The organism is Sedimentitalea nanhaiensis DSM 24252 (assembly GCF_000473225.1).
GTDB lineage: Bacteria > Pseudomonadota > Alphaproteobacteria > Rhodobacterales > Rhodobacteraceae > Sedimentitalea > Sedimentitalea nanhaiensis.
In genome coordinates, this window is sequence record NZ_KI421509.1 from 1,539,016 (window position 1) to 1,562,035 (window position 23,020).

A 23,020-nucleotide genomic window follows, 5' to 3' on the forward strand; every position below is an offset into this window, starting at 1 on the left:
GATTAGCAGAGACGCAGATCGGGGTCGACAGGATCGGTTCACGCCTTGCGGATATTGCGCTCCATCAGATGCCGATACAGGCGGGGCGACAGTCGGTTGATCCACCAGGCCATCCATGCGACCCGACCCACGGGAATCATCGTCGCCCCACGGTCCAGACCGCGAAGGATGTGGGCCGCCGCCTCGCCGGGTTTCATGGAGCCTATGGCGTCACCGGCCGAACCGGGGCGGGCAAGCCCACCCTTGGCGGATCGATCGGCACCGATATTGGTCGCAACAAAGGACGGCGCGGCAATCACGCATCGCACCCCGTGAGGCGCTTCTTCCGAGCGCAGGGACGTAAAAAAACCCTGCAACGCATGTTTTGACGCCGCATAGGCCGTGCGGTGATAAAGCGGCGCAAAGCCGGCCACGGAAGAGATGGCCAGATGCGTGCCCCGCGCTGCGCGCACCGGATGCAGCAGGGCACGGGTCAGGGCAGTCGCCGAGAAATAGTTGACTTCGAACAGTTTGCGCATGGTGGCATAAAATGTGTCCTGGAACGCCGCAACGCTGGTGACACCGGCGTTGTAGATTACCAGATCGATACTGGGACGGGACCGGACAATCTGCTCGACCGCCGCATCCAGCTGGCCGCCGTCGGTCAGATCGCAATCAATCGGTAGCTGGTTATTTGTCTCCGCCAACCCGGTTACATCCAGATCCAGCAAGACTGTGCACCACCCACGCTCCTGCAAGGCCTGCGCCAGCGCACGCCCCAGACCGCCCGCGCCCCCCGTGATCACCGCAGTTTTCACAGCCCCGCCTCGCGTTGCCACAATTCGAAAACCTGGGCGCTGGTTTTCATCGGGACATAGCCGAACCGCTCCTTCAGGGCCTGGTTGTCCAACACCGGTCGGAATTGCAGAAATCGCACCTGTTCCGGCCCATAGCGGCTGACCCGCAGCGGGCGGGCCACCGCCAATACGGCGCGCAGCAGCCAGGCCGGCACCCGCAGCACCGGTTTGCCTAGCGCAGCCCCCAGATCGCTGACTCCCAACGCACCGTCAGCCGCGACGTTGTAGATGCCCGCTGGTCCATCGGTGGCGGCGCGGCGCAGGATATGGGCCAGATCCTCGGTCCAGATAAAGACAAACGGGCTCTCACAGCCCGTGATGCCCAACAGACGCGGCTTATGAAACAGGGCCGTAATCTGGTTCTCGGTGCCCTTGCCCAGGACGGTGCCCACGCGCAGCACCACCTGTTCCAGTTGAGGCGCATCGATACGGGCCTGTTCAAGCATCTCTTCGACCAGGCGCTTGTGATGGGCATAGGGAAAGACCGCATTCCCACGCAACGGATCGCTTTCGCGCAGCGGCATGGGGTTATCGGCATGATAGCCATAGGCCGCACCGGATGACGTTACCACGAGCCGCCGCACCCCGTTTGCAATGGCCGCGTTCAGGACGTTCTGCGTTCCGGTCACATCCACGGCATAGGCGGTTTCGGGACGCATCCCCTTTGGCGGGGTGACGATCGAGGCCAGATGCACGATCACATCGGGGCGGATCCGTCCGATCAGCCGCACCGGATCCTGTCCGGTTACATCCATGCGCTCGAATCGCATGCTTGTCGGCAAGTTCGGCGGCGCGGCCAGGTCGGTGGCAATCACCTCGTGCCCATCAAGGCGGCGCAGCATGGCGCGCCCAATCATGCCCGCCGCCCCGGTGATCAGGATCCTGCTCATCGGGAGGCCACGGTCCGGTTCATCACTGCGGCCAGTGCCAGCCCGGAAATCGCATGCCATATCCCCCAGGTGGCGGCGACCACAGCCATACCGCCCAAGCCCCCGAAGAAGCCGAAGATCAGCACCAAGCCCAGACCCGAATTCTGGATACCTGTTTCGATGGTGATGGCGCGCCGGTTGAACGGGGACAGCCCGGTCAACGTGGCCAGACCGAATCCGCCCGCAAACGCCAGTGCGTTATGCGCGATAACCAGCGCCGCGACAGCGCCCGCGTACAGGAGGAAATAGGTCCAGTTTGCCGCCAGCGCCAGGATCACGAAAGATATAAAAATCGCAACCGACAACAGCTGCAGAGGTTTGCGGATACGCCCGGCCAGGTCCGGACGCCGGGCGTTCAGCAAGACACCCGATATCAGCGGCAGGATCAGCATGCCGCCAACGGTGATCGCCACCGACACCGGGTCAATCGCGGTATCGTGCAGGATCGCATGGGTCGGATCGTACAGGCTGCCCCAAAAGGCGATGTTCAGCGGCGTAATCAGAATGGCCCCCACCGTGGAAAATGCCGTCATGGATACCGACAGCGCCGCATTGCCCCCGGCGCGATGGGTCATATAGTTCGACAGGTTGCCGCCCGGACAGGCGGCCACCAGGATCAGACCCAAAGCGATAGACGGGCGCGGCGCGGTCGACAGCACCAGCAGAAACGTCAGCGCAGGCAGAATGACGAATTGCGAGATCAATCCCACGATCAGCGGTTTGGGAGCCACAAGAACACGTCGGAAATCTGCTGGCGTCAGATCAATCGCCACCGAGAACATCATCACCGCAAGAACCCCGTTCAACAGCGCCAGGGTCTGGGGGCTGAAATTCAGGGTGATGTCATCGATTCCCATCACGCACCTTGACCGCCCAGCACCTTGATCCAGGCATTGACGGTGCCGCGATAGGCGGTCTTGTCTACGTAATAGGCCATGCGTTCCAGATCGAGATATTTCATACCCCCGGTCACCCGGTTGAACCCGTCGGCTTTTTCCGCCTGCAGCAGACGCGCTTCGTTGCGCCCCTGCCGCAAACCGGCGATATAGCGCGCCACCATCTCGGCCTGCTCGTGCCGCCCCTGCCACCCCAGCCCGCTGGCCTCGATCATGCCCATCACGAACAGGTCGTCACGCGTGGGGTGCAGGGCATTCAGGAACAAGTGCGGCGCGCTACCCTGCCTGTTCAATTGCGCATCGTCGATGAACGGATAATGCAGCCGATAACCCGTCGCCGCCAGGATCATGTCATAGTCGGCTTGGGTTCCGTCTTTGAAATGCACTGTATTTCCATCCAGCCGATCAATGTCAGGGCGCACCCGCAAATCGCCATGCCCGGCGTGGTACAGCACCAGCGAGTTGACCACCGGGTGGCTTTCGTAAAGTTGATAGTCCGGTTTCGGAAAGCCGTATCTCTGCGGATTGCCCACGAACCACCCCAGGATCAGCTTGTCGATCCGCCGCTTGAGCCACATTGGCAACCTGATCGCACCGCCAATTGAATCGGCGGGTTTGCCAAAGACGTATTTGGGCACAAAATAGTAGCCCCGGCGCATTGACAGATCGCAACTGACCCCATGATGGATGGCATCGACCGCAATGTCGCATCCGGAATTGCCCGCGCCCACAACCAGCACACGTTTGCCGTCGAACTGGCGCGCGCGGCGATAGTCGCAGGCATGGATCAGCTCGCCCGAGAAGTCTCCGGAAAAGCGCGGAATGTTGGGTTCGGACAGCGTCCCATTGGCAATCATCACCCCGGCAAACACCGCCTCGTGCTCACCCCGCGCATCGCGCCAGGTAACGCGCCAGCCCTCGCCATCCGCCCCCAGCGGTTCGGTTCGCAACACTTCGGCGTCGAACAGAAAATGTCGCCGCAGATCGAAATGGTCGGCAAAATCACTGAAATATTGCCGCATCTCGCGGTGTGACGGATATTCCGCCACCGCGTCGCGCATCGGGAAATCGGCGAACTCGGTCATTCGTTTGGACGAAATCAGATGCGCGCTTTCGTACATGGTCGATTTCGGGTTCTCGATGTCCCACAACCCGCCCACGTCCGAATGCGCTTCGAACCCCTGAAAGGCAATCCCCTGTTCAGTCAGGGTTTTGGCCGCAGCCAGACCCATAGGCCCGGCCCCGATCAGGGCGAACTGTTCGCGTGTTTCGGCCATGCGGGTCTCCATGATTCCCCGCTAACTTGAACAAACGTTCAAAATAAGACAAGCTGATTTAATGAGTGAAGAAGTTAACATTGAAAAACAACGCCAAAGGGCCCCGTCCAAACGTGCGATCCAGTCACGAGACCGCATTCTGGACGCTGCGGAACGGGTGTTTGCACAAAAGGGATTCGACGGCGCCACCATTCGCGACATCGCTGCGGCAGCGAATACACAGGTGGGCTTGGTGCACCATCACGGCGGCGGCAAAGCAGAGCTTTTTGCCCGCACTGTCCAGCGCCGGGCGGCGGAACTGTCCGCGCTGCGACTGGAGATGCTGAACCGGCGCAAGGCGACCGGGCCTGTGATCCTGCGCGATGTGTTGGAATGCTTCTTTGGCCCCTATCTGGACCGCGCCGCCGCTGGCGGCCCGCAATGGCTGGCCTATGCGAGGTTGGTGGCGCTTGTCTCGTCCGACCTTCGCTGGCGTCCGATAGCGGCAGAAGTCTTTGATCCCACGGCGAACCGGTTCATCGACGAGATCGGCGCACTGTTCCCGAATGCGCCGCGTGCTGCGATCGCGGCGGGCTTTGTCTATTCTGTATCAGCGATGCTTGCACAGGTGACCTCGACCTGGCGGATCCAGGCTTTGGGCGAAACCGACATACGCCCGGACATACAGTTGGATGCGCTGGTTACCTTCTGTGCCGCTGGGCTCACCGCCAGTCTAACGTCCTAGCATGCTGGCGGTGCGGGCCAGGCTTTCGATGCCCGCCCAGTCTCCTGCGGCCATCAGGTCTGCGGGCGCGACCCAACTGCCCCCCGCGCACAGAACGTTGGACAAAGTGAGATAACTCAGTGCGTTGGACGGGGTGACCCCGCCGGTGGGGCAAAAGGTGATCTGTGGTAGCGGTGCCCCGATGGCTTTGAGCGCGGGAGCGCCCCCCGACGCTTCGGCGGGAAAGAACTTCAACATATCGTAACCACGTTCCAGCAACACCATCGCTTCGCTGGCAGTGGCCGCCCCCGGCAGCGTCGGCAGGCCCTCAGCCTCGCAGGCGGCCAACAATCGGTCGGTGGCACCGGGAGATACGCCAAACCGGGCACCGGCCCTGCGCGCCGCGCGTACATCCTCCGGGGATATCAGCGTCCCGGCCCCCACGATGCCACCCGGCACCTGGGACATGATTTTTATCGCTTCGAGCGCTGCGGGCGTGCGCAATGTCACCTCAAGCGCGGGTAATCCGCCCGCAACCAGCGCCTCGGCCAAAGGGCGGGCGTGGGCGGCATCGTGGATCACCAGCACCGGAACGATCGGGGCACGGGCACAGATGTCGCGGGTGGCCTGGCTTGCCTCTTGCGGTGTCATGAGTTCATCCCTGAAATATTGTCGCGCCGGCATCGGCCGAACACACAGATCGGCGGAAGGTGGCAAAAAGTTCCCGACCGATACCGGCCTCGTTTGCGGACAGGTCCGCCTTGACGGCGGGACGATCCAGCACCCCTTTGGTCAGGATATCCAGCACCCCGGCCCTGGCGTCAACCCGCAGGATATCGCCATCCTGCAGGCGTGCAATCGCGCCGTCATCCAGCGCTTCCGGACAGACATGGATCGCGGCCGGCACTTTGCCCGATGCCCCGGACATGCGCCCGTCGGTGACCAATGCCACCTTTTGCCCACGCCCCTGCAGAATGGACAACAGCGGTGTCAGGCTATGCAACTCGGGCATGCCATTGGCCTTGGGGCCCTGAAACCGCACCACGACGATCACATCGTCGGTAAATTCGCCCGCCTTGAAGGCTGCCTTGACCGCATCCTGATCCGAAAACACCCGCACCGGTGCCTGGACGATCTGATGTTCGGGCGCCACAGCCGAAACCTTCATGACCGCCGTTCCCAGACTGCCTGTCAGACGCTTCAGACCGCCGGTGGGTTGGAACGGATCGGCAAAGGGCCGCAGGATCTTGTCATTCAGGCTGCTGCCGGATCCGGGCTGCCAGGACAACTGACCATCGATCAGCTTGGGATCAGCCGTATAATGCGCCAGCCCCTGCCCCGCGACGGTATGGGTGTCAGGGTGCAACATACCACCGGCGAGCAGCTCGCCGATCATATAGCCCAGCCCTCCGGCGGCATGGAAATGGTTCACATCCGCCAGCCCGTTTGGATAGACCCGCGCCATTAACGGGACAACGTCGGACAGGTCGGAAAAATCCTGCCAATCCAGAACGATCCCCCCGGCCCGGGCCATGGCCACCAGGTGAATCACCAGGTTGGTTGACCCACCGGTCGCATTCAGCCCGACGATTCCGTTCACAAACGCCTTTTCGTCCAGGATTTCGCTAACCGGTGTATAATCGTTGCCCAGGGCGCTCAGTGCCAGTGCCCGGCGCGCACCTTCTATTGTCAGCGCATCGCGTAATTCTGTGTTGGGCGTGACAAAGCTGGCACCCGGCAGGTGCAGCCCCATGAATTCCATCAGCATCTGGTTGGTGTTTGCGGTGCCGTAAAACGTGCAGGTGCCCGGGCCGTGATAAGCCGCCATTTCGGCCGCCATCAGCGTATCGCGTCCGACTTCTCCGGCAGCAAATTTCTGCCGGACCTTTGCCTTTTCGTCATTGGGCAACCCGCTGGTCATCGGTCCGGCGGGTAAAAACACGATGGGCAGATGCCCAAAGCTTTGCGCCGCGATCACCAGACCCGGAACGATCTTGTCGCACACCCCCAGAAACACCGCCGCATCGAAAGTGTTGTGCGACATGGCCACTCCGGTCGCCAGCGCGATCACGTCGCGCGAAAACAGGCTGAGTTCCATGCCTGCCTCGCCCTGGGTCACCCCGTCGCACATCGCGGGGACCCCACCGGCGACCTGGGCTGTGCCACCGGCCCCGCGTACGGCCGCGCGGATCAGATCGGGATACCGCTCGAACGGCTGATGGGCCGACAGCATATCGTTATAGGCGGTGACGATGCCCAGATTGCCAGACGTACCCCGCGCCAGCGCATCCTGATCGGACCCCGCCGCCGCAAAGGCATGGGCCTGCCCGCTGCATGACAAATGCGCCCGCGCCGGTCCCTTTTGCCGTGCCAAACGCATTCGCTCCAGATAAGAACCGCGCGTTGGTGCGCTGCGGGCAATGATCCGGTCCGTAACCATGTCGATTGTGGAATGCAGGCTCATCTGTCCCTCGCTTCATGTCTCACATTGTTTCGCTCTTAACACGGCAAAACGGCAACGCCGCACTCTGAATCTGATGATTGCGCATTCCACACACTGTTTTCAAACCGAATGGTAACGCTAACAAATTTTGCCGCCCATTCCCCGCTTACCGGTTTGAATACAGCCCCAAAACAGCATTGTTGCCGAGTCCATCCATTCTCCTGTAGGCTCAAAAAAACAACAGGCCGAATGGCTTTACCAGTGCCGCGGGAAACATGAACGTCAATTCACAACCGGACATCAGGTCCGAAGCTATCGCCGTCGATGTTGATCGGGTCTCCAAGATCTTTGGCGGTGAACCGCCCGTAACGGCTTTGGACGATGTGTCGGTCGCGATTCGACAAAACGAGTTCTTTACGCTGCTCGGCCCCTCTGGCTGTGGAAAGACCACCCTGTTGCGGCTGATCGCGGGGTTTGAACCACCGACCAGCGGCAGTTTGCGGCTGGGCGGGCGCGACATTTCCCGTCTGCCTCCGAACAAGCGGCCGATCAACACCGTATTTCAGAACTATGCCCTGTTTCCACACATGAGTGTGGCGGCCAACATCGCATTTGGTCTGCAAATGCTGGGCAAGCCCAAGGCCGAGGTCCGCGATACCGTGGACGAGATGCTGAAACTGGTGCAAATGGAAGCGCTGAAGAACCGCCGCACCTCGGAAATTTCGGGCGGGCAACAGCAACGCGTCGCTTTGGCCCGCGCCCTGGCGCCCCATCCCGAAGTGTTGCTGCTGGATGAGCCGCTTAGCGCGCTGGACTACAAGCTGCGCAAGGAAATGCAGATCGAACTCAAACGCCTTCAGGGCGAGACCGGCATCACCTTTATCTTTGTCACCCACGATCAGGAAGAGGCGCTGACCATGTCCGACCGGATTGCGGTCATGAACGCCGGCAAGATCCTGCAGGTTGGCCCCCCGCGCGAAATCTATAACCGTCCCGTGAACCGGTTTGTTGCGGATTTTATCGGCGAAACCAATTTCCTGACCGGAACCGCCCAGGGTGACGCGGTGCGCATTTCCTCTGGCCATATGATCGCGGTACCGTTGGACGGCAGGACAGGCGACGTCACTCTGACCGTACGCCCCGAACAGGTGCGCCTCTGCCCGGTCGATCAGGACGGTGCCCTGCACGCCGAAATTTCCGATCTGGTCTATTTTGGCACTGACACCCATTGCCATCTGGCGCTCAAGGATGGCACCCAGATCGTCGCGCGGCTGCAAAGCCTGCCCACTGGCGAAGTGGGTTATATGCGCGGCCAGGCGGTTGGGCTGCGGTTCGAACCCGGTGCCGTTCAAGTCGTCGGGGCCTGATCGTGGCGACTGTAAAACCCAAGCCTGCCGCCAAGACGGAACGCTCGACCTGGCTGTTGACCGCGCCGGCTTTGGTTCTGCTGACGGTCGCGGCCACCGGCCCGCTGTTCATCATGCTGATCTACTCGTTTCTGGAGCCCGGCCAATACGGCAACGTGGTCTGGAAGTTTTCGACCAAGGCGTGGTTCAACGTCATCCTGCAACGCGACATCTTTGACGGGACATTGACCTGGGCGGATGCCCATCTGACCATTCTGTGGCGCTCGGTCAAGCTGGCCATGACAACGACCGTTTTTGCCGTTCTGGTGGGGTTTCCGACGGCATGGTTCATCGCCACCAGAACCCCTCGAATGCGTCTTTTCATGTTGTTTCTGATCACCATTCCGTTCTGGACAAACCTGTTGATTCGCACCTTTGCGATCAACCAGATCATCCGCAACGAAGGCGTTCTGAACAGTTTTCTGTTGTGGATCGGTGTGATCGACGCGCCAATCCAGATCATCTATTCCGATTTTGCCGTCTTTCTGGGCATGACCTATGTCTACCTGCCCTTGATGGTTCTGCCGCTTTATGCCGCCATTGACCGGTTTGACATGCGGCTTCTGGAAGCCGCCTATGATCTATATGCCAACCGCTGGCAGGCGCTGCGCCGGGTGGTTCTGCCGATTGTCAAACCCGGGCTGATCGCCGGATCGATTCTGGTCTTTATTCCGGCCCTGGGGGCCTATGTGACCCCACGCATTCTTGGTGGCGGGCGTAATATGATGATTGGCAATTTCATCGATCTGCAGTTTGGGCAGGGACGCAACTGGCCGTTGGGGGCGGCGCTGTCTGTGATCCTGCTGATCTTCGTGACGTCGATGCTGATCCTGTATGTACGCTTCGTGAACCGGAGCACCGACAATGGCTGATCGCGCATTCCAGGTTGCCCGCCTTCCCGGCTTTAACACCATCGCGATCATGGTTTTTGTGATGCTGTACCTGCCCATCGGGTTGTTGGTGCTGTTTTCCTTTAACGCCGGTCCTTCCGTGGCGATCTGGGAAGGGTTTTCCCTGCAATGGTACCCCAAGGCCTGGGGCAACGAACAGGTCCGGGACGCCACTATCCGCTCCTTGATCATCGCGTCATCGGCCGCGCTGATCTCGACCACGCTGGCCACGATGGCCGCATTGGGAACAACGCGGCGCAAGCGTTCACCGGGACAGACCATGATTTATGTCATGATCAACCAACCCCTCATGGTACCGGAAATCGTCACTGCTGTTGCCTTGCTGATCTTCTTTGCGTCGATCAAGGTGGCGACCGGATATCAGGGGCTGGGCTATCTGATCGCGGCGCATTCGGCCTTTTGTATCCCCTTTGCCTATTTGCCGATCCGGGCCCGGCTAGAGGGCATGGACCTGACACTGGAAACCGCCGCGGCCGATCTGTACGCCACACCCTGGCAGACGTTTCGCCATGTCACCCTGCCGCTTTTGATGCCTGGCATCATTGCCGGCATGATGCTGGCTTTCATCACCTCGCTGGACGACGTCGTGATCAGCCTGTTCGTCAAGTCGGCCGGGCAGGAAACCCTGCCCACCTATATGCTGGGTCAGATCCGCCGCAACATCACGGTCGAGGTCAACGCCATCTCGACCTTGCTGCTGGGGCTGACTGTGATCATGCTGACGGTGTTCTTCCTACTGACGCGCAAACAGGACTAGAAGAAACCAAAAACGACCCAACAAGGAGACGACCATGAAACGACTACTATCGACAGCGGCCCTGCTGTTGGCCAGCACGTCCTTTGCATTTGCCGAGGGCGAACTGCAATTGTTCAACTGGGGCGACTACACGAACCCGGAACTGCTAAAGAAATTCGAAGACGAAACCGGGATCAAGGTGACTCTCACCGATTACGATTCCAACGACACCGCCCTTGCCAAGGTCGAGGCCGGCGGAGGCGGTTATGATCTGGTGGTGCCATCTGCCAACTATGTACAGATCTACGTCACCAAGGGTCTGATTCAGGAATTGGACCTGTCCCGCCTGCCCAACCACGCAAACATCGCGCCCGAATGGATGGAAGTTCCATGGGATCCGGGCCGTCACTATACCGTGCCGTGGCAATGGGGTTCGGTCGGCATGGCGGTGAATTCCGACGCCTTTTCAGGGGACATCAACACCTCGGCGATCTTTCTTGATCCGCCCGAAGAACTCGTGGGCAAGGTCAATGTCCATCCGGAAATGAACGATGTGTTGTCTTTGGCGCTGATGTATGTCGGAGGCGAGGCCTGCACCGAAGACACCGAAATGCTGAAAAAGGCGCGCGACAAGCTGCTCGAGGCCAAGCCGAAATGGCAGTCGATGGACTATGGCATGACCACCAAGCTGGCCACCAATGACGTGATGGCATCAAGCTATTGGAACGGGGCCGTGTTCCGGGCCCGGCTGCAAAACGACAAGGTTCAGTTCGGCTATCCAAAGGAAGGTTTTCCCCTGTGGATGGATTCCGTCGCACTGCTGTCGGACGCGACCAATGTGGACGAAGCCTATCAGTTCCTGAACTTCATCATGGAACCCGAGAATGCCGCCCTGATTTCGGCCTTTGCGCGCTATGCCAATGGCATCAGCGGATCCGATCCTTTCATGCCCGAGGACATGAGCGATGCGCCGGAAATTCTGATCCCGCAAGAGTTCAAGGCAGCGGGCAAGTTCCTGCCCACCTGCTCGGCCAAGGCGCAGGAATATTACACCGCGATCTGGACCGAATTGCTGAAATAGCGGCTGCGATTCGAAAACGACACGAAAGGGGCGGCGCGTCGCGTCGCCCCCGCGCTATTCAAGGATGGGCAGATGAACCGCAGCTATCGCAATTGTGATCCGACGCCCCCCATCATGCAGGGCAGCCCGGTACCTCCGGAGTGGCGTATCCCGCCGCAGGACTGGGACGCGCCACCTTGGAATCGCTGGGCGTTTCAGCACATGCGCGAGCTTGTCACCACCGTCGATGTTCCCCGCGGCCCAACCGTCTGGGACTTGCCTGGCGCGGGCAGCGATGTGGACGCGGTTGCATTCAGCGACAATCAGGGGGGCGCAACCACCTGGGGGCGGATGCTGGACGATACCTATACCGATGCCACACTGATCTGGTTGGACGGGCAGGTCGTCGTCGAAACCTATTGCAACGGCATGACACCGCGCCGCCCGCATATCGCCTTTTCGGTATCAAAAAGCATCGTTGCCGCAGCAGCAGGTGTCCTGATCGGCGACGGGCTGCTGGATCCGGCGGCACCGATCGCCGCCTATGTTCCGGAACTTGCAGCCACCGGTTGGAACGGCGCGAGCTTGCAGCAGGTTCTGGACATGACCACAGGCGTCGTGTTCGATGAAACCTATGGCGCGTTCAATTCCAATGTCTTGATGCTGGATATTGCCGCCAACGTGAAACCGCCCAGCCCGCATATGGACCCGGCCACCCTGCCCGGCTGTACCTGGGATCTGATCCTGTCATTGACCCAAACCGAGGCGGTGCATGGCGACCGCTTTTCCTATCGCTCGATCGAAACCGACGTTCTGGGCTATGCCATGGAACGCGCATCGGGCAAGCGCCTGCCCGATCTTGTGTCCGACCTCCTGTGGGCACCGATGGGAGCCGAACAGGATGCTTTCTTTACCGTGGATCGCGCCGGATTTGCGCTGGCTGATGGCGGATGCAATGCCGTGCTGCGTGACCTTGCCCGGTTCGGGCGGTTGCTGCTGGAAGACGGGCAGCGCGACGGGCAACAGATCGTCCCGCTGGCCTGGATCAACGATATTCGCGGGGGCAATCACGGATTGTTCGACGACCACGGGCGCATTGCTTTTCCAAACGGGCAATATCGCAATCAGTTCTGGATCCCCAATCGTGATCGCCCCGCACATCTGAGCCTGGGGATTTTCGGGCAGCACATATTTGTCGACCCGGACCAGGGGCTGGTGGCGGTTAAACTGTCCAGCTGGCCCGATTTTTTAAGCGACAAACACTGGACGCTGGACTGGCTGGCCGGGGTGCGGGCCGTGGCCGCCGCCCATAAGGCGAGCGGCTGAGTGGGGCAACGGTCAGCAGGTATAGTTCAGCCCCAACCGCCCGCCATCGACATAAATCGTCTCGCCGGTGATATAGCTGGCCTTGTCGCTAGCCAAAAACGCCACGGTGTCGCCGATTTCACGCGCAGTGCCAACGCGACGCAGCGGAGTACGTGACAGGGCGGTTGCCATGGCCTCGGGACTGGCATTGATCCCGGCCATCATCTCGGTATCAATCGACCCCGGGCCTACCGCGTTGACCCGAATACCATGCGGCGCCAGCGCGAGAGCCGCGGATTTGGTCAATTGCATCACCCCGCCTTTGGACGCGCAATAGGCCGGAATCTTCGGGATCGCCACCACCGCATTGATTGAGGACATATTGATGATCGCCCCGCGTATCCCTTGGGCAACCATGGTTTTCGCCGCCCGTTGCGTGGCCTGAAACACCGACACCAGATTGACGTCGATCACCTTGCGGAAATCCTCCAGGCTATAATCGAGGAAATCACTGGAAATTGCGATGCCGGCGTTGTTGACCAGAACCGATACCGGGCCCAGGTCCCGCTCAATCGTATCGAACAGCGCATTGACCTGTTCCGGCCCCGCCATGTCGACAGGCAATCCAACTGCCCCATACCCCCAGAGAGTGCGCCGCCTCCCGTACGGCCTCGGCCTTGATGTCGGCCAGCACCACGCGATGCCCCTGTTCGGCCAGAGCCTCGCCGCAGGCCAGCCCGATGCCCTGAGCGCCGCCGGTTATCAGTGCAATGGGTTGTGCCATACTGTCATATTCCTTTGGGGGGTTTTGGGCCATCCGCCCGGTTGATCCCAGCTTGATTTGCCTGTTCAGTGGCGTCAATGCACATCATCCCCGATGCACCCACCGATGAGGTCTGACAGATGCCGGAACTGAAAACATCAGCGGCCGAGATGGTCGCGCAGGCACGTCGCCGCATTCAGGAAATCGAAACCCCGGATGCCATCGCCATGGTCAAGGACCCGAATGTCGTGATCGTGGATATCCGCGACATACGCGAACGTCAGCGGTCGGGTTACATTCCCGGCAGTGTCCATTGCCCGCGGGGCATGCTGGAATTCTGGGTCGATCCGAAAAGCCCCTACTACAAAGATGTCTTTGGACAGGACAAAAAATTCGTGTTCCACTGCGCTTCGGGCTGGCGGTCGGCCCTTTCGGTTGCAACGCTACAGGACATGGGGTTTGAGGCCGCCCACCTGAAAGAGGGGTTTTCAACCTGGGAAAAATACGGCGGCCCGGTCGAATTTCCCGCAGCCAGAAACGACTGAGCGCTCAGCCCGCCTTCGGGGCATAATCCGCCGGGTTCACCAAAACGGGTCGACCCGGCAGGGTCAGTTCGGCCACCTGCGGCGCGGTGCGCGAGATCACACGGCCCGCGCGGATCACCGCCAGACGGGTCGCCTGCAGGCGAATAGCCTCGATCGCATCACGCGCCTGCAACAGCACCATATTCGCGGCACAGCCCGGCGCCAGCCCATAGCCGTCCAATCCCATGATCGCAGCCGAATTCACTGTCACTGCGTCGAAGCACCATTTCATGTCTACGCGGCTGCTCAGCTGCCCCACATGCAGCCCCATTGCCGCCACGTTCAGCATGTCCGCCCGGCCCAGAGAATACCACGGGTCCATCACGCAATCCGACCCGAACCCAACCGTGATCCCGGAATCGCGCAATTCGCGCACACGGGTCATGCCGCGCCGCTTGGGATAGGTGTCATGCCGCCCCTGCAGCATGATGTTGATCAGAGGATTGGGAATCGCGTGCACACCGGCCTCGACCATCAGCGGAATCAATTTGGACGCATAGTAGTTGTCCATCGAGTGCATCGAGGTCAGATGCGAGCCCGCCACCCGTCCCGTCAGGCCCAGACGCTGGGTTTCACAGGCCAGCGTCTCGATATGGCGGCTATGGGGGTCGTCGCTTTCGTCGCAATGCATATCCACCATCAGCCCGCGATCCGCCGCGAGCCGGCACAATTGGCGCACCGAATCGGCCCCATCGGCCATGGTGCGTTCGAAATGCGGAATGCCGCCGACGACATCGACCCCCATGTCCAATGCACGGATCAGGTTCTCCATCGCCGTAGGGGCGCGCAACACGCCATCCTGTGGAAAGGCGACCAGTTGCAGGTCGAGATACGGCGCGACCTGTTTGCGCACCTCCAACAGCGCGGCGACTCCTTTCAGTTCGTCATCACATACATCCACGTGACTTCGGATCGCGCCCAACCCCATCGACACCGCCAGATCGCAATAGCGCAGGGCGCGGGTGACGATATCCTCGACGCTCTGGATCGGTTTCAACTCGCCCCAGAGCGCGATGCCTTCGAGCAGTGTACCGGATACGTTCATCCTGGGTGAGCCAAGTGACAGTGTCGCATCCATATGAAAATGCGGATCGACAAAGGGCGGTGAAACCAGTTGCCCGGCGGCATCGATCACCTCGAACCCCTTGGCAGTAATGCCCGGCTCGACAGCACGGATCAGCCCATCGGCACAGGCGATGTCGATGCCCCCGCGCCCGTCCGGCAGGGTGGCGTTTTTGACGATCAGATCGAACATGGCATATCCTTCAGCGTTGGCCCTTGAACCATGGCGTCAACAGGGCGCGGGGATAGTCCGCTTTGCGCGCGGCGATCACCAGGGCGATAATGGACAAGATATAGGGTGCCATCAGGAACACCTGCCCGGGCACCAGCGCACCAACTTCGGTCTGCAGGCGCACCTGCAAGGCGTCGAACGCGCCGAACAGCAGCGCCCCCAGCAGCGCCTTGCCCGGTCGCCAGCTGGCAAAAATCACCAGCGCGATACAGATCCAGCCGCGCCCGTTGACCATGCCGAAAAAGAACGCATCAAAGGCCGACATGGTCAGGAACGCCCCCCCCAGCGCCATTAGCGCCGACCCTGCCATCACCGCGCCGATCCGCAAACCATAGACCGACAGCCCCTGCGCATCGACGCTGTCCGGATTGTCACCCACGGCCTGTATCGCCACCCCCAAAGCCGTACGGTTCAGCATATACCAAACCAATGCCACCAGGATCAGCGCCAGCAACGTCAGCGCGGTCTGCTGAAACAGCACCGGTCCCAGAAACGGCAAATCGGACAACACCGGTATGTCCAGCGGACGAAACGGCTCGATCCGGGGTGGCGAGGTGACATTGGGCAGCGCAGTGCGATAGATGAAATAGCTGACCGAGGTGGCAAACAGCGTCACGCCCAATCCCGAGACATGCTGCGATAGCCCCAGCGGCACGGTCAGGATGGCGTGGATCAGACCAAAAAACGCCCCTGCCCCGGCGGCGACCAGCACTCCGCCCCACAGCCCGGCCCCCAGCCAGACCGCCATCCAGCCTGCCATCGCACCGGCGACAAAAATGCCTTCGATCCCCAGATTCAAAACGCCTGATTTCTCACACAACAACGCGCCGAGCACTCCAAAGATCAACGGCGTTGCAATGCGCAGGGACGCCGCCCAAAAGGACTCGCTGAGCAGGATTTGCAGAACATCCATCATGCCGCCACCCGTCCGCTGCGCACGAGCTTGAACCGGGCGAAGAAGCCGCCTATCAACACGCAAAGCAGCGACATCGACACCACCAGATCGGCCAGATAGCTCGACACACCGATGGCCCGGCTCATGCTGTCGGCCCCGACAAACACCGAGGCGATGAACAGCGCCGCGATCACCACGCCCGCTGGCGACAACCCGGCCAGCATCGCCACCACGATACCGGTATAGCCGAATCCCGGCGACAGGTCTGCGGTCAAATAACCCTTGAGCCCGGCAACCTCGCTGACACCGGCCAGCCCGGCCAGCCCACCGGACACCACGGCGACACTGAACAGGGTGCGGTTGACCCGAATACCGGCGTGACGGGCGGCGGCGGCGTTCTCGCCCACGGCCCGCAACCGGAACCCCCAGACCGAGCGCGCCAGCATGAATTGCGCCACGCCAGCCGCTATCAGCGCGATGACCAACCCCGAATGCACCCGCATCCGCTCGATCAGCGTTGGCAGCATCCCCTGATCCAGGATTGGCGCCGATTGCGGCCAGCCCAGCCCCATGGGATCTTTCAACGCGCCTTCCAGCATCATTTGTACAAAGATCAGGATGACAAAGTTCAGCAACAGTGTGGTCACCACTTCATCCGCGCCAAACCGGGTCTTCAGCAGGGTCGGCACGGCCATGCCCGCGGCCCCCGCCGCCGCGCCCAGCACCACGATCAGCGGCACCAGAACGATGCCCGGCGCATCCACCGCCCCCGCACCGATGGCAACGGCCGCCATCGCGCCCAGATACAGCTGCCCCTCGGCCCCGATATTCCAGAGGCGCGCACGAAAGGCCAAGGCTGCGGCCAGACCGGTGAAAATCAGCGGTGTGGCGCGGGTCAGCATCTCGGAAAAGGCAAAGACCGAACCAAACACACCGTTGACCATCTCGCCATAGGCGGCCGCGACATCCGCGCCCGCAAAGGCCAATGGCACCGCCGCCAGCGCCAGCGCAACCAGAGCAGACAGGACCGGCACCCCCAGCGTCAGCAGGCGCGTTGGGGCATTGCGGGGCTCGATGCGGATCATGCGGGTTCTCCTGCCATTTTCAGGCCGATCTCTTCGCGGTCGCGCGTTGCCACTTCGACCAGTTTGCCGTCGTGTATCACCACGATACGGTCGGCCAGGCCAAGGATCTCGTCAAGATCCTCGGAAATCAGCAATACGCCAGCGCCGCGGGCACGTGCCGCAAGCAGCCGCCGGCCGACTTCGGCCGCCGCCCCCATGTCCAGACCCCGTGTCGGCTGATTGGCGAGGATCAGGCGCGGCGATTGCTCGAACACCCGCGCCAGGATCAGTTTCTGGATATTGCCCCCCGACAACAGCCGCGCCGGCGACTCGATGCCAGGACCGCGCACGTCATAGGACTGAGACAGGGCCTGCCCGTTTTGGGCAATCGCATCGCGGTTCAACAGTCCGTGGCGCTGCACCTGCGGGTCGTCCAGACGCTCGATCACCATGTTTTCGGCAACCGACATCGATCCGACGATGCCGTCGTGGTGGCGGTCTTCGGGAATACGCCCGACCCCCGCACCGATCATCGCCAGCGGGTCGGGATGCGCAATGGTCCGCCCATCGACGCTGATGCTGCCACCGGTCGGACGCAACAGGCCCGAGATCACGCCCGCCAACGCCGATTGTCCGTTGCCGGAAACCCCGGCAATACCCAGCACCTCGTGCGCGTGGACCGTCAGGTTGGCATTTTGCAGGCTGTCGCGAGCCGACCGCGCGGTCACCGTCACATCGGCCAACGTCAAAACCGGCGCGCCGGGCCGCATCGGCTCGCGGGCGGTAACCGGCGTATCCGCGCCCACCATCATCCGGGCAATCGCCCGTTCATCGGCGTCTGCGGTCACCATTTCGCCGACCTTGACCCCGTGGCGCAGCACCGCGATGCGATGGGAAAAGGCCAACACCTCGCGCAGTTTATGGCTGATGAAAATCACCGACAGCCCGTCACGTGTCATTGCCCCGATATTGTCAAACAGCGCGTCCGCCTCTTGCGGGGTCAACACGGCGGTGGGTTCGTCCAGCACCAGAATACGCGCGTCGTGATAGAGCGCTTTCAATATCTCGACCCGCTGGCGCTCTCCAACCGACAGATGCCCCACCGGCACATTCAGTGGCGCGTTCAACCCGCTGCGGTCCATGATCCCCTGTACCTTGGCCCGCACCCGATCCCGAGAGCGGCGCAATGCAAACAGCGGCTCGGACCCCAGCGAGATATTGTCCAGCGCGGTCAGGTTCTCGGCCAGGGCGAAATGTTGGTGCACCATGCCGATACCAGCCGCCAACGCCGCTTGCGGATGGCCCAGCGTCAGGGGCTGCGGCTGGCCGTTTTCATAGACATCGATACCGCCGCTGTCAGGCATGTAGTGGCCGAACAGCATATTCATCAGCGTGGTCTTGCCCGCGCCGTTTTCGCCCAACAGGGCCAGGACCTCGCCGCGATGCAGATCGAGGCTGACCGCGTCGTTGGCAACAACCGAGCCGAACCGCTTGGACAGCGCGTTCAGCGAGAGAACCCGTGGTGATGTCATGAAAAAATCAGGGCCGGCGTCGCCACCGGCCCCCCTTTTGCTCAGTTGTCCGAAACCGGGCGCGCATCGTTCACATTCACCCGGAACATGCCGTTCAGAATTTCGGTTTCGGTTTCCTGGACCTGTTGGATCACTTCGGTAGGCACGAGGGCTTCATCGACAACCAGCGATCCGCCGCCGTAAGACATGAAGCTGTACTGCCCGTAATCCGCCGCCTCGAATGTGCCTCCGGCGACCTCGGCAATCGCCTTGTCCACGGTCGGCTCCATATGCCACAGCGCCGATGTCAGGATGGTGTCCGGATAATCCGCCGAGGTATCGATCACGTTGCCGACCGCCTTGACCCCGCGTTCGACCGCCGCATCCGCCACGCCAAAGCGTTCGGCATACATGATGTCCGCACCCGCATCCATCATCGCAAAGGCGCTTTCCTTGGCCTTGGGCGGATCGTACCAGCTGTCGATAAAGTTCACCAGAAAGGTCACATCCGGGTTTACCGCACGCGCTCCCTCCATGAACGCATTCATCAGCCGGTTGACCTCGGGGATGGCATAACCGCCGACCATGCCGATCACATTGCTCTTGGTGGCCGCCCCGGCAACCATGCCGGTCAGATAGCTGGGTTCGTGAATCCAGTTGTCAAACACCGAGAAATTAGGCGCGACGGGTCCAAAGGACGACCCCATCAGAAAAGCGGTCTCGGGATAGTCTGCCGCGACCTTACGCGCAGCGCGTTCCAACCCGAACACCTCACCCATGATCAGGTTGACGCCCTGTTCGGCATATTCGCGCATCACGCGTTCATAGTCGGTATTTGCGACATTTTCCGAGAACACATATTCGATATCGCCCCGATCCTGCGCCGCATTCAGCGCTTTGTGGATACGGCTGATCCATTGCTGTTCGACCGGCAGGGTATAGATCGCCGCCACCTTGATCGCCTCGGCCCAGGCCGCGCCCGCCGACAGCCCGACCCCGGCCGCAACCGCGCCTGCCATCAGCATCCGTCTGGAAAGTGTCGCCTTGAATCTCATTGTCGTGTCCCCCTGTGACTTATCCCGGCAGTGACGCATTTTTTTATCAAACGGTCAATAAATCTCGGTCGCGATAACGCATCGCACGTTCCGCCAAGACAAACCGCCTGTATTTTGTGCGACTCTATTTGGTTCCGAACATCCGATCGCCTGCGTCACCCAGACCGGGCATGATATAGCCCTTACTGTTCAGCCCCCGATCTATAGCTGCGGTCACGATCGGCACATCGGGATGTGCGTCTTGCATGCGCGCGATGCCCTCGGGCGAGGCCAGCAGGCAGAGAAACCGGATATTGGTGGCACCGGCCTGTTTCAGAAGATCCACAGCCGCAGCCGACGAGTTGCCGGTCGCCAACATAGGATCGACCGCGATCACCAGACGGTCTTCCAACGATTCAGGCACTTTGAAGTAGTATTGCACCGGCTCCAGGGTCTCTTCGTCGCGATAGAGGCCGACAAACCCGACCCGCGCCAACGGGATCAGTTCAAGCACCCCGTCCAGCATACCGTTTCCGGCCCGCAGGATGGATACCAGCGCCAGTTTCTTGCCCGCCAGCGTGGGGGCGTCCATTTCTTCCAGCGGTGTTTCGATGGGCTTTTTCGTCATCGGCATTTCACGAGTGATCTCGTATGCCAGCAACTGGGTAATCTCGCGCAACAATTGGCGGAACACGGCAGTCGAGGTGCCCTTTTCCCGCATCAGGGTCAGCTTGTGCTGCACCAGCGGATGCTCAACAACGGTGACGGAATCGGACATATCGGCTCTCCCAAACTGAGTTTAACCCCTTTTGGGGCAGCCATCGCGCCCCCGCAACCCGCTTCAAGGCCCCCGAATTCAGAAAAAACTGCGCCCCGGCCCTTGCGACGGCACCCCCAGATGGTGTGCGATACTGGCGGCGACATCGGTAAATCCCACATGCCCGACCGATCCTGCGCCGCGCCCCGCGATCAAGACCGGCACCCGTTCACGGGTGTGGTCGGTGCCGGTCCAACTGGGGTCGTTGCCGTGATCCGCCGTCAGAATCATGATGTCGCCCTTGCGCAACCGGCCAAGGATCGGACCAAGCGCCGCGTCGAACCCTTCCAGCGCGGCAGCATATCCTGCGATGTCGCGACGATGGCCAAAACGGCTGTCGAATTCCACGAAATTGGCAAATGTCAGACTGTGGTCGACAGCTTCGTCAACCAGGTCAGACAGGTGTACCATCAATTGCGAATCGTCGCCCTTGCGCAAATCGTCGACGCCCTGCATCGAAAAAATGTCTCCGATTTTACCGATGGCGTGGACGACGCCCCCCGCTTCCTGCACCCAGTTGGTCAGAACCGGTGCCGGCGGCAGAATCGCGAAATCGCGACGGTTGGGCGTGCGGACAAAGCCGCTTTGCGCATTGCCGACAAAAGGCCGAGCAATCACCCGGCCCACCTTCATTGCATGCAGGGACGGCGCAATCCGTGTGCAAAGCTCCAACAGGCGATCCAGTCCAAAACTCTCTTCATGCGCAGCGATCTGGAACACGGAATCTGCGGAAGTATAGCAAATCGGCCATCCCGACCGCATGTGCTCGGTTCCCAGTTTTTCGATGATAGCCGTGCCTGGCGCGTGGCAGTTCCCGAGAATTCCTTCGGTTCCGGCCGCTGCGGCCACCTGTCGGCTGAGCGTTTCCGGAAAAGTGGGTATGGTGTCGGGAAAATAATGCCAGTCCCAGGGAACCGGCACCCCGGCCAGCTCCCAATGGCCCGTGGGCGTGTCCTTGCCCGATGAGATCTCGGTGGCCGCCCCCCATTGCCCGGTCGGCGTGACGCCCAGCCCTGGTGCCGGCTCTCCAGAAGCCAGGCGCACCGCCGCGCCAAGACCCAGCGCCGCCAGATTGGGCAGCTTCAGCGGGCCACTGCGCCCATCTTCGGCACGACCCGCCATGCAGGCCTGCGCGATATGGGCAATGGTGTTGGCCCCGGTGTCGGGCACCGTGCCGTTATAGAAACGCCCGGCATCCGGGGCCCCGCCAATGCCGACGGAATCCATGACCACAAGAAATGCACGCGCCATCAACCGATCCTTTCGTGAATAAGGTCCGGCAGCGTTCCGGGTTTCGCTCCCAGCGTGATCGCTGCGCGGACCGTTGCCTCGGCGCGGCGGGCGACGTCTTCGCGCCCGGCATGGATCACGGCCAGCGGCTGTCCTTGGTCGACCCGCTGGCCCAGCCGCACGAGCCCCGACAGACCCACCGACGGATCGATCGTGTCGCCTTCCACCTGCCGCCCGCCGCCCAGGCCCACCACTGCCAGACCAAGGGCCTCGCCATCCATCTCGGTGACATGGCCCTTGGTCGGCGCGGGCACTTCAAGGATCACGTTGGACTCGGGCAGAAACCGCTCCCAATCCCGCACAAAGCCAAGCGGGCCGCCCTGTGCCGCGATCATCCGACCGAAACGGTCCAGCGCCCGCCCGTCACGGATCGCCGCGATCACCCGATCTGCCCCGATCTGTGGGTCCGTGCACAGCCCGGCATCGGTCAGCACCACGCCCCCAAGGACAGCACACACCCGCATCAACGGCCCCTCGGTCGCGCCGGTCAGCACCTTCATCACCTCGGCAATCTCAAGAGCATTGCCAAGGGCGGGGACCAGGGGCTGGTTCATGTCGCTGATCACCGCGCTGGTCTTGCAACCGGCGGCATTGGCCGTCTCGCAAAGCGCGTGTGCAAGGGCGCGGGCCTCGTTCGGCGACTTCATGAACGCTCCGCTTCCCAGCTTGACGTCCAGGACCAGCGCATTCGGGCTGGCAGCCAGCTTCTTGGACAGAATGGATGCGGTGATTAGATCCAGACTTTCCACCGTCGCGGTCACATCGCGGATCGCATACAACCGCTTGTCGGCCGGCGCGACCTGCGCCGTTGCCCCGACGATGGCACACCCGCTGTCCGCCACGATACTGGCCAACCGGTCCCGCGATACGGCGGTCGTCACGCCTGGTATCGCTTCGAGCTTGTCCAATGTACCGCCGGTATGGCCCAGCCCCCGGCCCGAGATCATCGGCACATAGGCCCCGCATTCCGCCAGCGCCGGGGCCAGCACAAGCGATACGCAATCCCCGACTCCGCCGGTGGAATGCTTGTCGACCACCGGCCCCGGCAAGTTCCAGTTCAACACCTCACCGCTGTCGCGCATCGCCAAGGTCAGCCCCGCGCGACCAGCCGCACCCAACCCGCCCATGCACACAGCCATGGCAAAAGCACCGGCCTGCGCGTCGCTGACCGAGCCGTCTGACAGACCCTGTGCGAACCAGCGCAATTCATCCACCTGCGGCACCTGGTGCTGTCGCAACTTGGCGATGATCGCACGAGCATCCATC

At 61.5% G+C, this 23,020-nt stretch carries 23 protein-coding genes; 7 read left to right on the forward strand and 16 right to left on the reverse strand.

The window, feature by feature from the left end; translation table 11 throughout:
• Nucleotides 1–38 precede the first annotated feature (38 nt).
• From NANH_RS0109215 to NANH_RS0109230, 4 genes are read right to left on the reverse strand one after another with little or no spacing between them, the layout of a single operon-like run.
• Complete coding sequence (locus tag NANH_RS0109215) at nucleotides 39–797, reverse strand: SDR family NAD(P)-dependent oxidoreductase (protein WP_027261777.1); 759 nt, start codon at nucleotides 795–797, stop codon at nucleotides 39–41.
• On the reverse strand, nucleotides 794–1,726 hold the full coding sequence (locus NANH_RS0109220) for an SDR family oxidoreductase (protein ID WP_027261778.1): 933 nt from the start codon (nucleotides 1,724–1,726) through the stop codon (nucleotides 794–796). The genes NANH_RS0109215 and NANH_RS0109220 overlap by 4 nt, the downstream gene beginning before the upstream one ends.
• Nucleotides 1,723–2,622 carry a bile acid:sodium symporter family protein gene (locus NANH_RS0109225; RefSeq protein ID WP_036049628.1) on the reverse strand — a complete coding sequence of 300 codons (900 nt, stop codon included), beginning with the start codon at nucleotides 2,620–2,622 and terminating at the stop codon, nucleotides 1,723–1,725. The genes NANH_RS0109220 and NANH_RS0109225 overlap by 4 nt, the downstream gene beginning before the upstream one ends.
• Nucleotides 2,622–3,938, reverse strand: coding sequence for a flavin-containing monooxygenase (locus NANH_RS0109230; protein WP_027261780.1), 1,317 nt, complete (start codon nucleotides 3,936–3,938; stop codon nucleotides 2,622–2,624). The genes NANH_RS0109225 and NANH_RS0109230 overlap by 1 nt, the downstream gene beginning before the upstream one ends.
• A 61-nt stretch (nucleotides 3,939–3,999) precedes the next feature.
• Between NANH_RS0109230 and NANH_RS0109235 the strand changes: the two genes are divergently transcribed.
• Nucleotides 4,000–4,662, forward strand: a complete 663-nt coding sequence (locus tag NANH_RS0109235; protein WP_027261781.1) for a TetR/AcrR family transcriptional regulator — start codon at nucleotides 4,000–4,002, stop codon at nucleotides 4,660–4,662.
• Here NANH_RS0109235 and eda read toward each other — a convergent pair.
• Nucleotides 4,651–5,292, reverse strand: coding sequence for a bifunctional 4-hydroxy-2-oxoglutarate aldolase/2-dehydro-3-deoxy-phosphogluconate aldolase (gene eda / locus NANH_RS0109240; RefSeq protein ID WP_027261782.1), 642 nt, complete (start codon nucleotides 5,290–5,292; stop codon nucleotides 4,651–4,653). The two genes, NANH_RS0109235 and eda, sit on opposite strands and share 12 nt — an antisense overlap.
• Before the next feature lie 4 nt (nucleotides 5,293–5,296).
• Nucleotides 5,297–7,105 carry a phosphogluconate dehydratase gene (gene edd, locus NANH_RS0109245; protein WP_027261783.1) on the reverse strand — a complete coding sequence of 603 codons (1,809 nt, stop codon included), beginning with the start codon at nucleotides 7,103–7,105 and terminating at the stop codon, nucleotides 5,297–5,299.
• Between the two features lie 254 nt (nucleotides 7,106–7,359).
• Between edd and NANH_RS0109250 the strand changes: the two genes are divergently transcribed.
• From NANH_RS0109250 to NANH_RS0109270, 5 genes are all read left to right on the forward strand, one after another.
• Complete coding sequence (locus tag NANH_RS0109250) at nucleotides 7,360–8,451, forward strand: ABC transporter ATP-binding protein (RefSeq protein ID WP_036049631.1); 1,092 nt, start codon at nucleotides 7,360–7,362, stop codon at nucleotides 8,449–8,451.
• A 2-nt stretch (nucleotides 8,452–8,453) separates the two neighbouring features.
• Complete coding sequence (locus tag NANH_RS0109255; protein WP_027261785.1) at nucleotides 8,454–9,362, forward strand: ABC transporter permease; 909 nt, start codon at nucleotides 8,454–8,456, stop codon at nucleotides 9,360–9,362.
• Complete coding sequence (locus tag NANH_RS0109260) at nucleotides 9,355–10,158, forward strand: ABC transporter permease (protein WP_027261786.1); 804 nt, start codon at nucleotides 9,355–9,357, stop codon at nucleotides 10,156–10,158. The genes NANH_RS0109255 and NANH_RS0109260 overlap by 8 nt, the downstream gene beginning before the upstream one ends.
• Nucleotides 10,159–10,192: 34 nt before the next feature.
• The gene (locus NANH_RS0109265; RefSeq protein ID WP_027261787.1) at nucleotides 10,193–11,218 is read left to right on the forward strand and encodes an extracellular solute-binding protein; all 1,026 of its coding nucleotides are present in this window, start codon (nucleotides 10,193–10,195) and stop codon (nucleotides 11,216–11,218) included.
• Nucleotides 11,219–11,290: 72 nt separating this feature from the next.
• The gene (locus NANH_RS0109270; protein WP_027261788.1) at nucleotides 11,291–12,523 is read left to right on the forward strand and encodes a serine hydrolase domain-containing protein; all 1,233 of its coding nucleotides are present in this window, start codon (nucleotides 11,291–11,293) and stop codon (nucleotides 12,521–12,523) included.
• A 12-nt stretch (nucleotides 12,524–12,535) separates the two neighbouring features.
• On the opposite strand, the gene NANH_RS25860 is transcribed toward NANH_RS0109270, so the two are convergent.
• Both NANH_RS25860 and NANH_RS29575 read right to left on the reverse strand, forming a co-directional pair.
• The gene (locus NANH_RS25860; protein ID WP_254774025.1) at nucleotides 12,536–13,114 is read right to left on the reverse strand and encodes an SDR family NAD(P)-dependent oxidoreductase; all 579 of its coding nucleotides are present in this window, start codon (nucleotides 13,112–13,114) and stop codon (nucleotides 12,536–12,538) included.
• The gene (locus NANH_RS29575; protein WP_254774026.1) at nucleotides 13,071–13,286 is read right to left on the reverse strand and encodes an SDR family NAD(P)-dependent oxidoreductase; all 216 of its coding nucleotides are present in this window, start codon (nucleotides 13,284–13,286) and stop codon (nucleotides 13,071–13,073) included. The genes NANH_RS25860 and NANH_RS29575 overlap by 44 nt, the downstream gene beginning before the upstream one ends.
• Before the next feature lie 119 nt (nucleotides 13,287–13,405).
• Here NANH_RS29575 and NANH_RS0109280 point away from each other — a divergent pair, with 119 nt between their 5' ends.
• A complete protein-coding gene (locus tag NANH_RS0109280) occupies nucleotides 13,406–13,810 on the forward strand; it encodes a rhodanese-like domain-containing protein (protein ID WP_027261789.1) in 405 nt (134 codons plus the stop codon).
• A gap of 4 nt (nucleotides 13,811–13,814) precedes the next feature.
• Here NANH_RS0109280 and NANH_RS0109285 read toward each other — a convergent pair whose 3' ends face one another.
• From NANH_RS0109285 to NANH_RS0109320, 8 genes are all read right to left on the reverse strand, one after another.
• Nucleotides 13,815–15,104: an amidohydrolase family protein gene (locus NANH_RS0109285; RefSeq protein ID WP_027261790.1), complete on the reverse strand. Its 1,290-nt coding sequence runs from the start codon at nucleotides 15,102–15,104 to the stop codon at nucleotides 13,815–13,817.
• Nucleotides 15,105–15,114: 10 nt separating this feature from the next.
• On the reverse strand, nucleotides 15,115–16,056 hold the full coding sequence (locus tag NANH_RS0109290) for an ABC transporter permease (protein WP_036049634.1): 942 nt from the start codon (nucleotides 16,054–16,056) through the stop codon (nucleotides 15,115–15,117).
• Entirely contained in the window at nucleotides 16,056–17,120 is a 1,065-nt protein-coding gene (locus NANH_RS0109295) for an ABC transporter permease (protein ID WP_211237119.1), read from the reverse strand. Before NANH_RS0109295 ends, NANH_RS0109290 begins: the two co-directional genes overlap by 1 nt.
• Entirely contained in the window at nucleotides 17,120–18,634 is a 1,515-nt protein-coding gene (locus tag NANH_RS0109300; protein ID WP_027261793.1) for an ABC transporter ATP-binding protein, read from the reverse strand. The genes NANH_RS0109295 and NANH_RS0109300 overlap by 1 nt, the downstream gene beginning before the upstream one ends.
• 41 nt (nucleotides 18,635–18,675) lie before the next feature.
• Complete coding sequence (locus NANH_RS0109305; RefSeq protein ID WP_027261794.1) at nucleotides 18,676–19,668, reverse strand: BMP family protein; 993 nt, start codon at nucleotides 19,666–19,668, stop codon at nucleotides 18,676–18,678.
• 124 nt (nucleotides 19,669–19,792) lie between these two features.
• Nucleotides 19,793–20,425 carry a uracil phosphoribosyltransferase gene (gene upp, locus NANH_RS0109310; RefSeq protein ID WP_027261795.1) on the reverse strand — a complete coding sequence of 211 codons (633 nt, stop codon included), beginning with the start codon at nucleotides 20,423–20,425 and terminating at the stop codon, nucleotides 19,793–19,795.
• 78 nt (nucleotides 20,426–20,503) lie between these two features.
• The gene (locus tag NANH_RS0109315) at nucleotides 20,504–21,715 is read right to left on the reverse strand and encodes a phosphopentomutase (protein ID WP_027261796.1); all 1,212 of its coding nucleotides are present in this window, start codon (nucleotides 21,713–21,715) and stop codon (nucleotides 20,504–20,506) included.
• Entirely contained in the window at nucleotides 21,715–23,019 is a 1,305-nt protein-coding gene (locus NANH_RS0109320; protein WP_027261797.1) for a thymidine phosphorylase, read from the reverse strand. Before NANH_RS0109320 ends, NANH_RS0109315 begins: the two co-directional genes overlap by 1 nt.
• Nucleotide 23,020 lies beyond the last annotated feature (1 nt).

Coding starts and splice junctions, on each gene's coding strand:
- NANH_RS0109220 (WP_027261778.1), bottom strand. CDS start 1,726: ATGAGCAGGATCCTGATCACCGGGGCGGCGGGCATGATTGGGCGCGCC.
- NANH_RS0109225 (WP_036049628.1), bottom strand. CDS start 2,622: ATGGGAATCGATGACATCACCCTGAATTTCAGCCCCCAGACCCTGGCG.
- NANH_RS0109230 (WP_027261780.1), bottom strand. CDS start 3,938: ATGGCCGAAACACGCGAACAGTTCGCCCTGATCGGGGCCGGGCCTATG.
- NANH_RS0109235 (WP_027261781.1), top strand. CDS start 4,000: ATGAGTGAAGAAGTTAACATTGAAAAACAACGCCAAAGGGCCCCGTCC.
- eda (WP_027261782.1), bottom strand. CDS start 5,292: ATGACACCGCAAGAGGCAAGCCAGGCCACCCGCGACATCTGTGCCCGT.
- edd (WP_027261783.1), bottom strand. CDS start 7,105: ATGAGCCTGCATTCCACAATCGACATGGTTACGGACCGGATCATTGCC.
- NANH_RS0109250 (WP_036049631.1), top strand. CDS start 7,360: ATGAACGTCAATTCACAACCGGACATCAGGTCCGAAGCTATCGCCGTC.
- NANH_RS0109260 (WP_027261786.1), top strand. CDS start 9,355: ATGGCTGATCGCGCATTCCAGGTTGCCCGCCTTCCCGGCTTTAACACC.
- NANH_RS0109265 (WP_027261787.1), top strand. CDS start 10,193: ATGAAACGACTACTATCGACAGCGGCCCTGCTGTTGGCCAGCACGTCC.
- NANH_RS0109270 (WP_027261788.1), top strand. CDS start 11,291: ATGAACCGCAGCTATCGCAATTGTGATCCGACGCCCCCCATCATGCAG.
- NANH_RS25860 (WP_254774025.1), bottom strand. CDS start 13,114: ATGGCGGGGCCGGAACAGGTCAATGCGCTGTTCGATACGATTGAGCGG.
- NANH_RS29575 (WP_254774026.1), bottom strand. CDS start 13,286: ATGGCACAACCCATTGCACTGATAACCGGCGGCGCTCAGGGCATCGGG.
- NANH_RS0109280 (WP_027261789.1), top strand. CDS start 13,406: ATGCCGGAACTGAAAACATCAGCGGCCGAGATGGTCGCGCAGGCACGT.
- NANH_RS0109285 (WP_027261790.1), bottom strand. CDS start 15,104: ATGTTCGATCTGATCGTCAAAAACGCCACCCTGCCGGACGGGCGCGGG.
- NANH_RS0109290 (WP_036049634.1), bottom strand. CDS start 16,056: ATGGATGTTCTGCAAATCCTGCTCAGCGAGTCCTTTTGGGCGGCGTCC.
- NANH_RS0109300 (WP_027261793.1), bottom strand. CDS start 18,634: ATGACATCACCACGGGTTCTCTCGCTGAACGCGCTGTCCAAGCGGTTC.
- NANH_RS0109305 (WP_027261794.1), bottom strand. CDS start 19,668: ATGAGATTCAAGGCGACACTTTCCAGACGGATGCTGATGGCAGGCGCG.
- upp (WP_027261795.1), bottom strand. CDS start 20,425: ATGTCCGATTCCGTCACCGTTGTTGAGCATCCGCTGGTGCAGCACAAG.
- NANH_RS0109315 (WP_027261796.1), bottom strand. CDS start 21,715: ATGGCGCGTGCATTTCTTGTGGTCATGGATTCCGTCGGCATTGGCGGG.
- NANH_RS0109320 (WP_027261797.1), bottom strand. CDS start 23,019: ATGGATGCTCGTGCGATCATCGCCAAGTTGCGACAGCACCAGGTGCCG.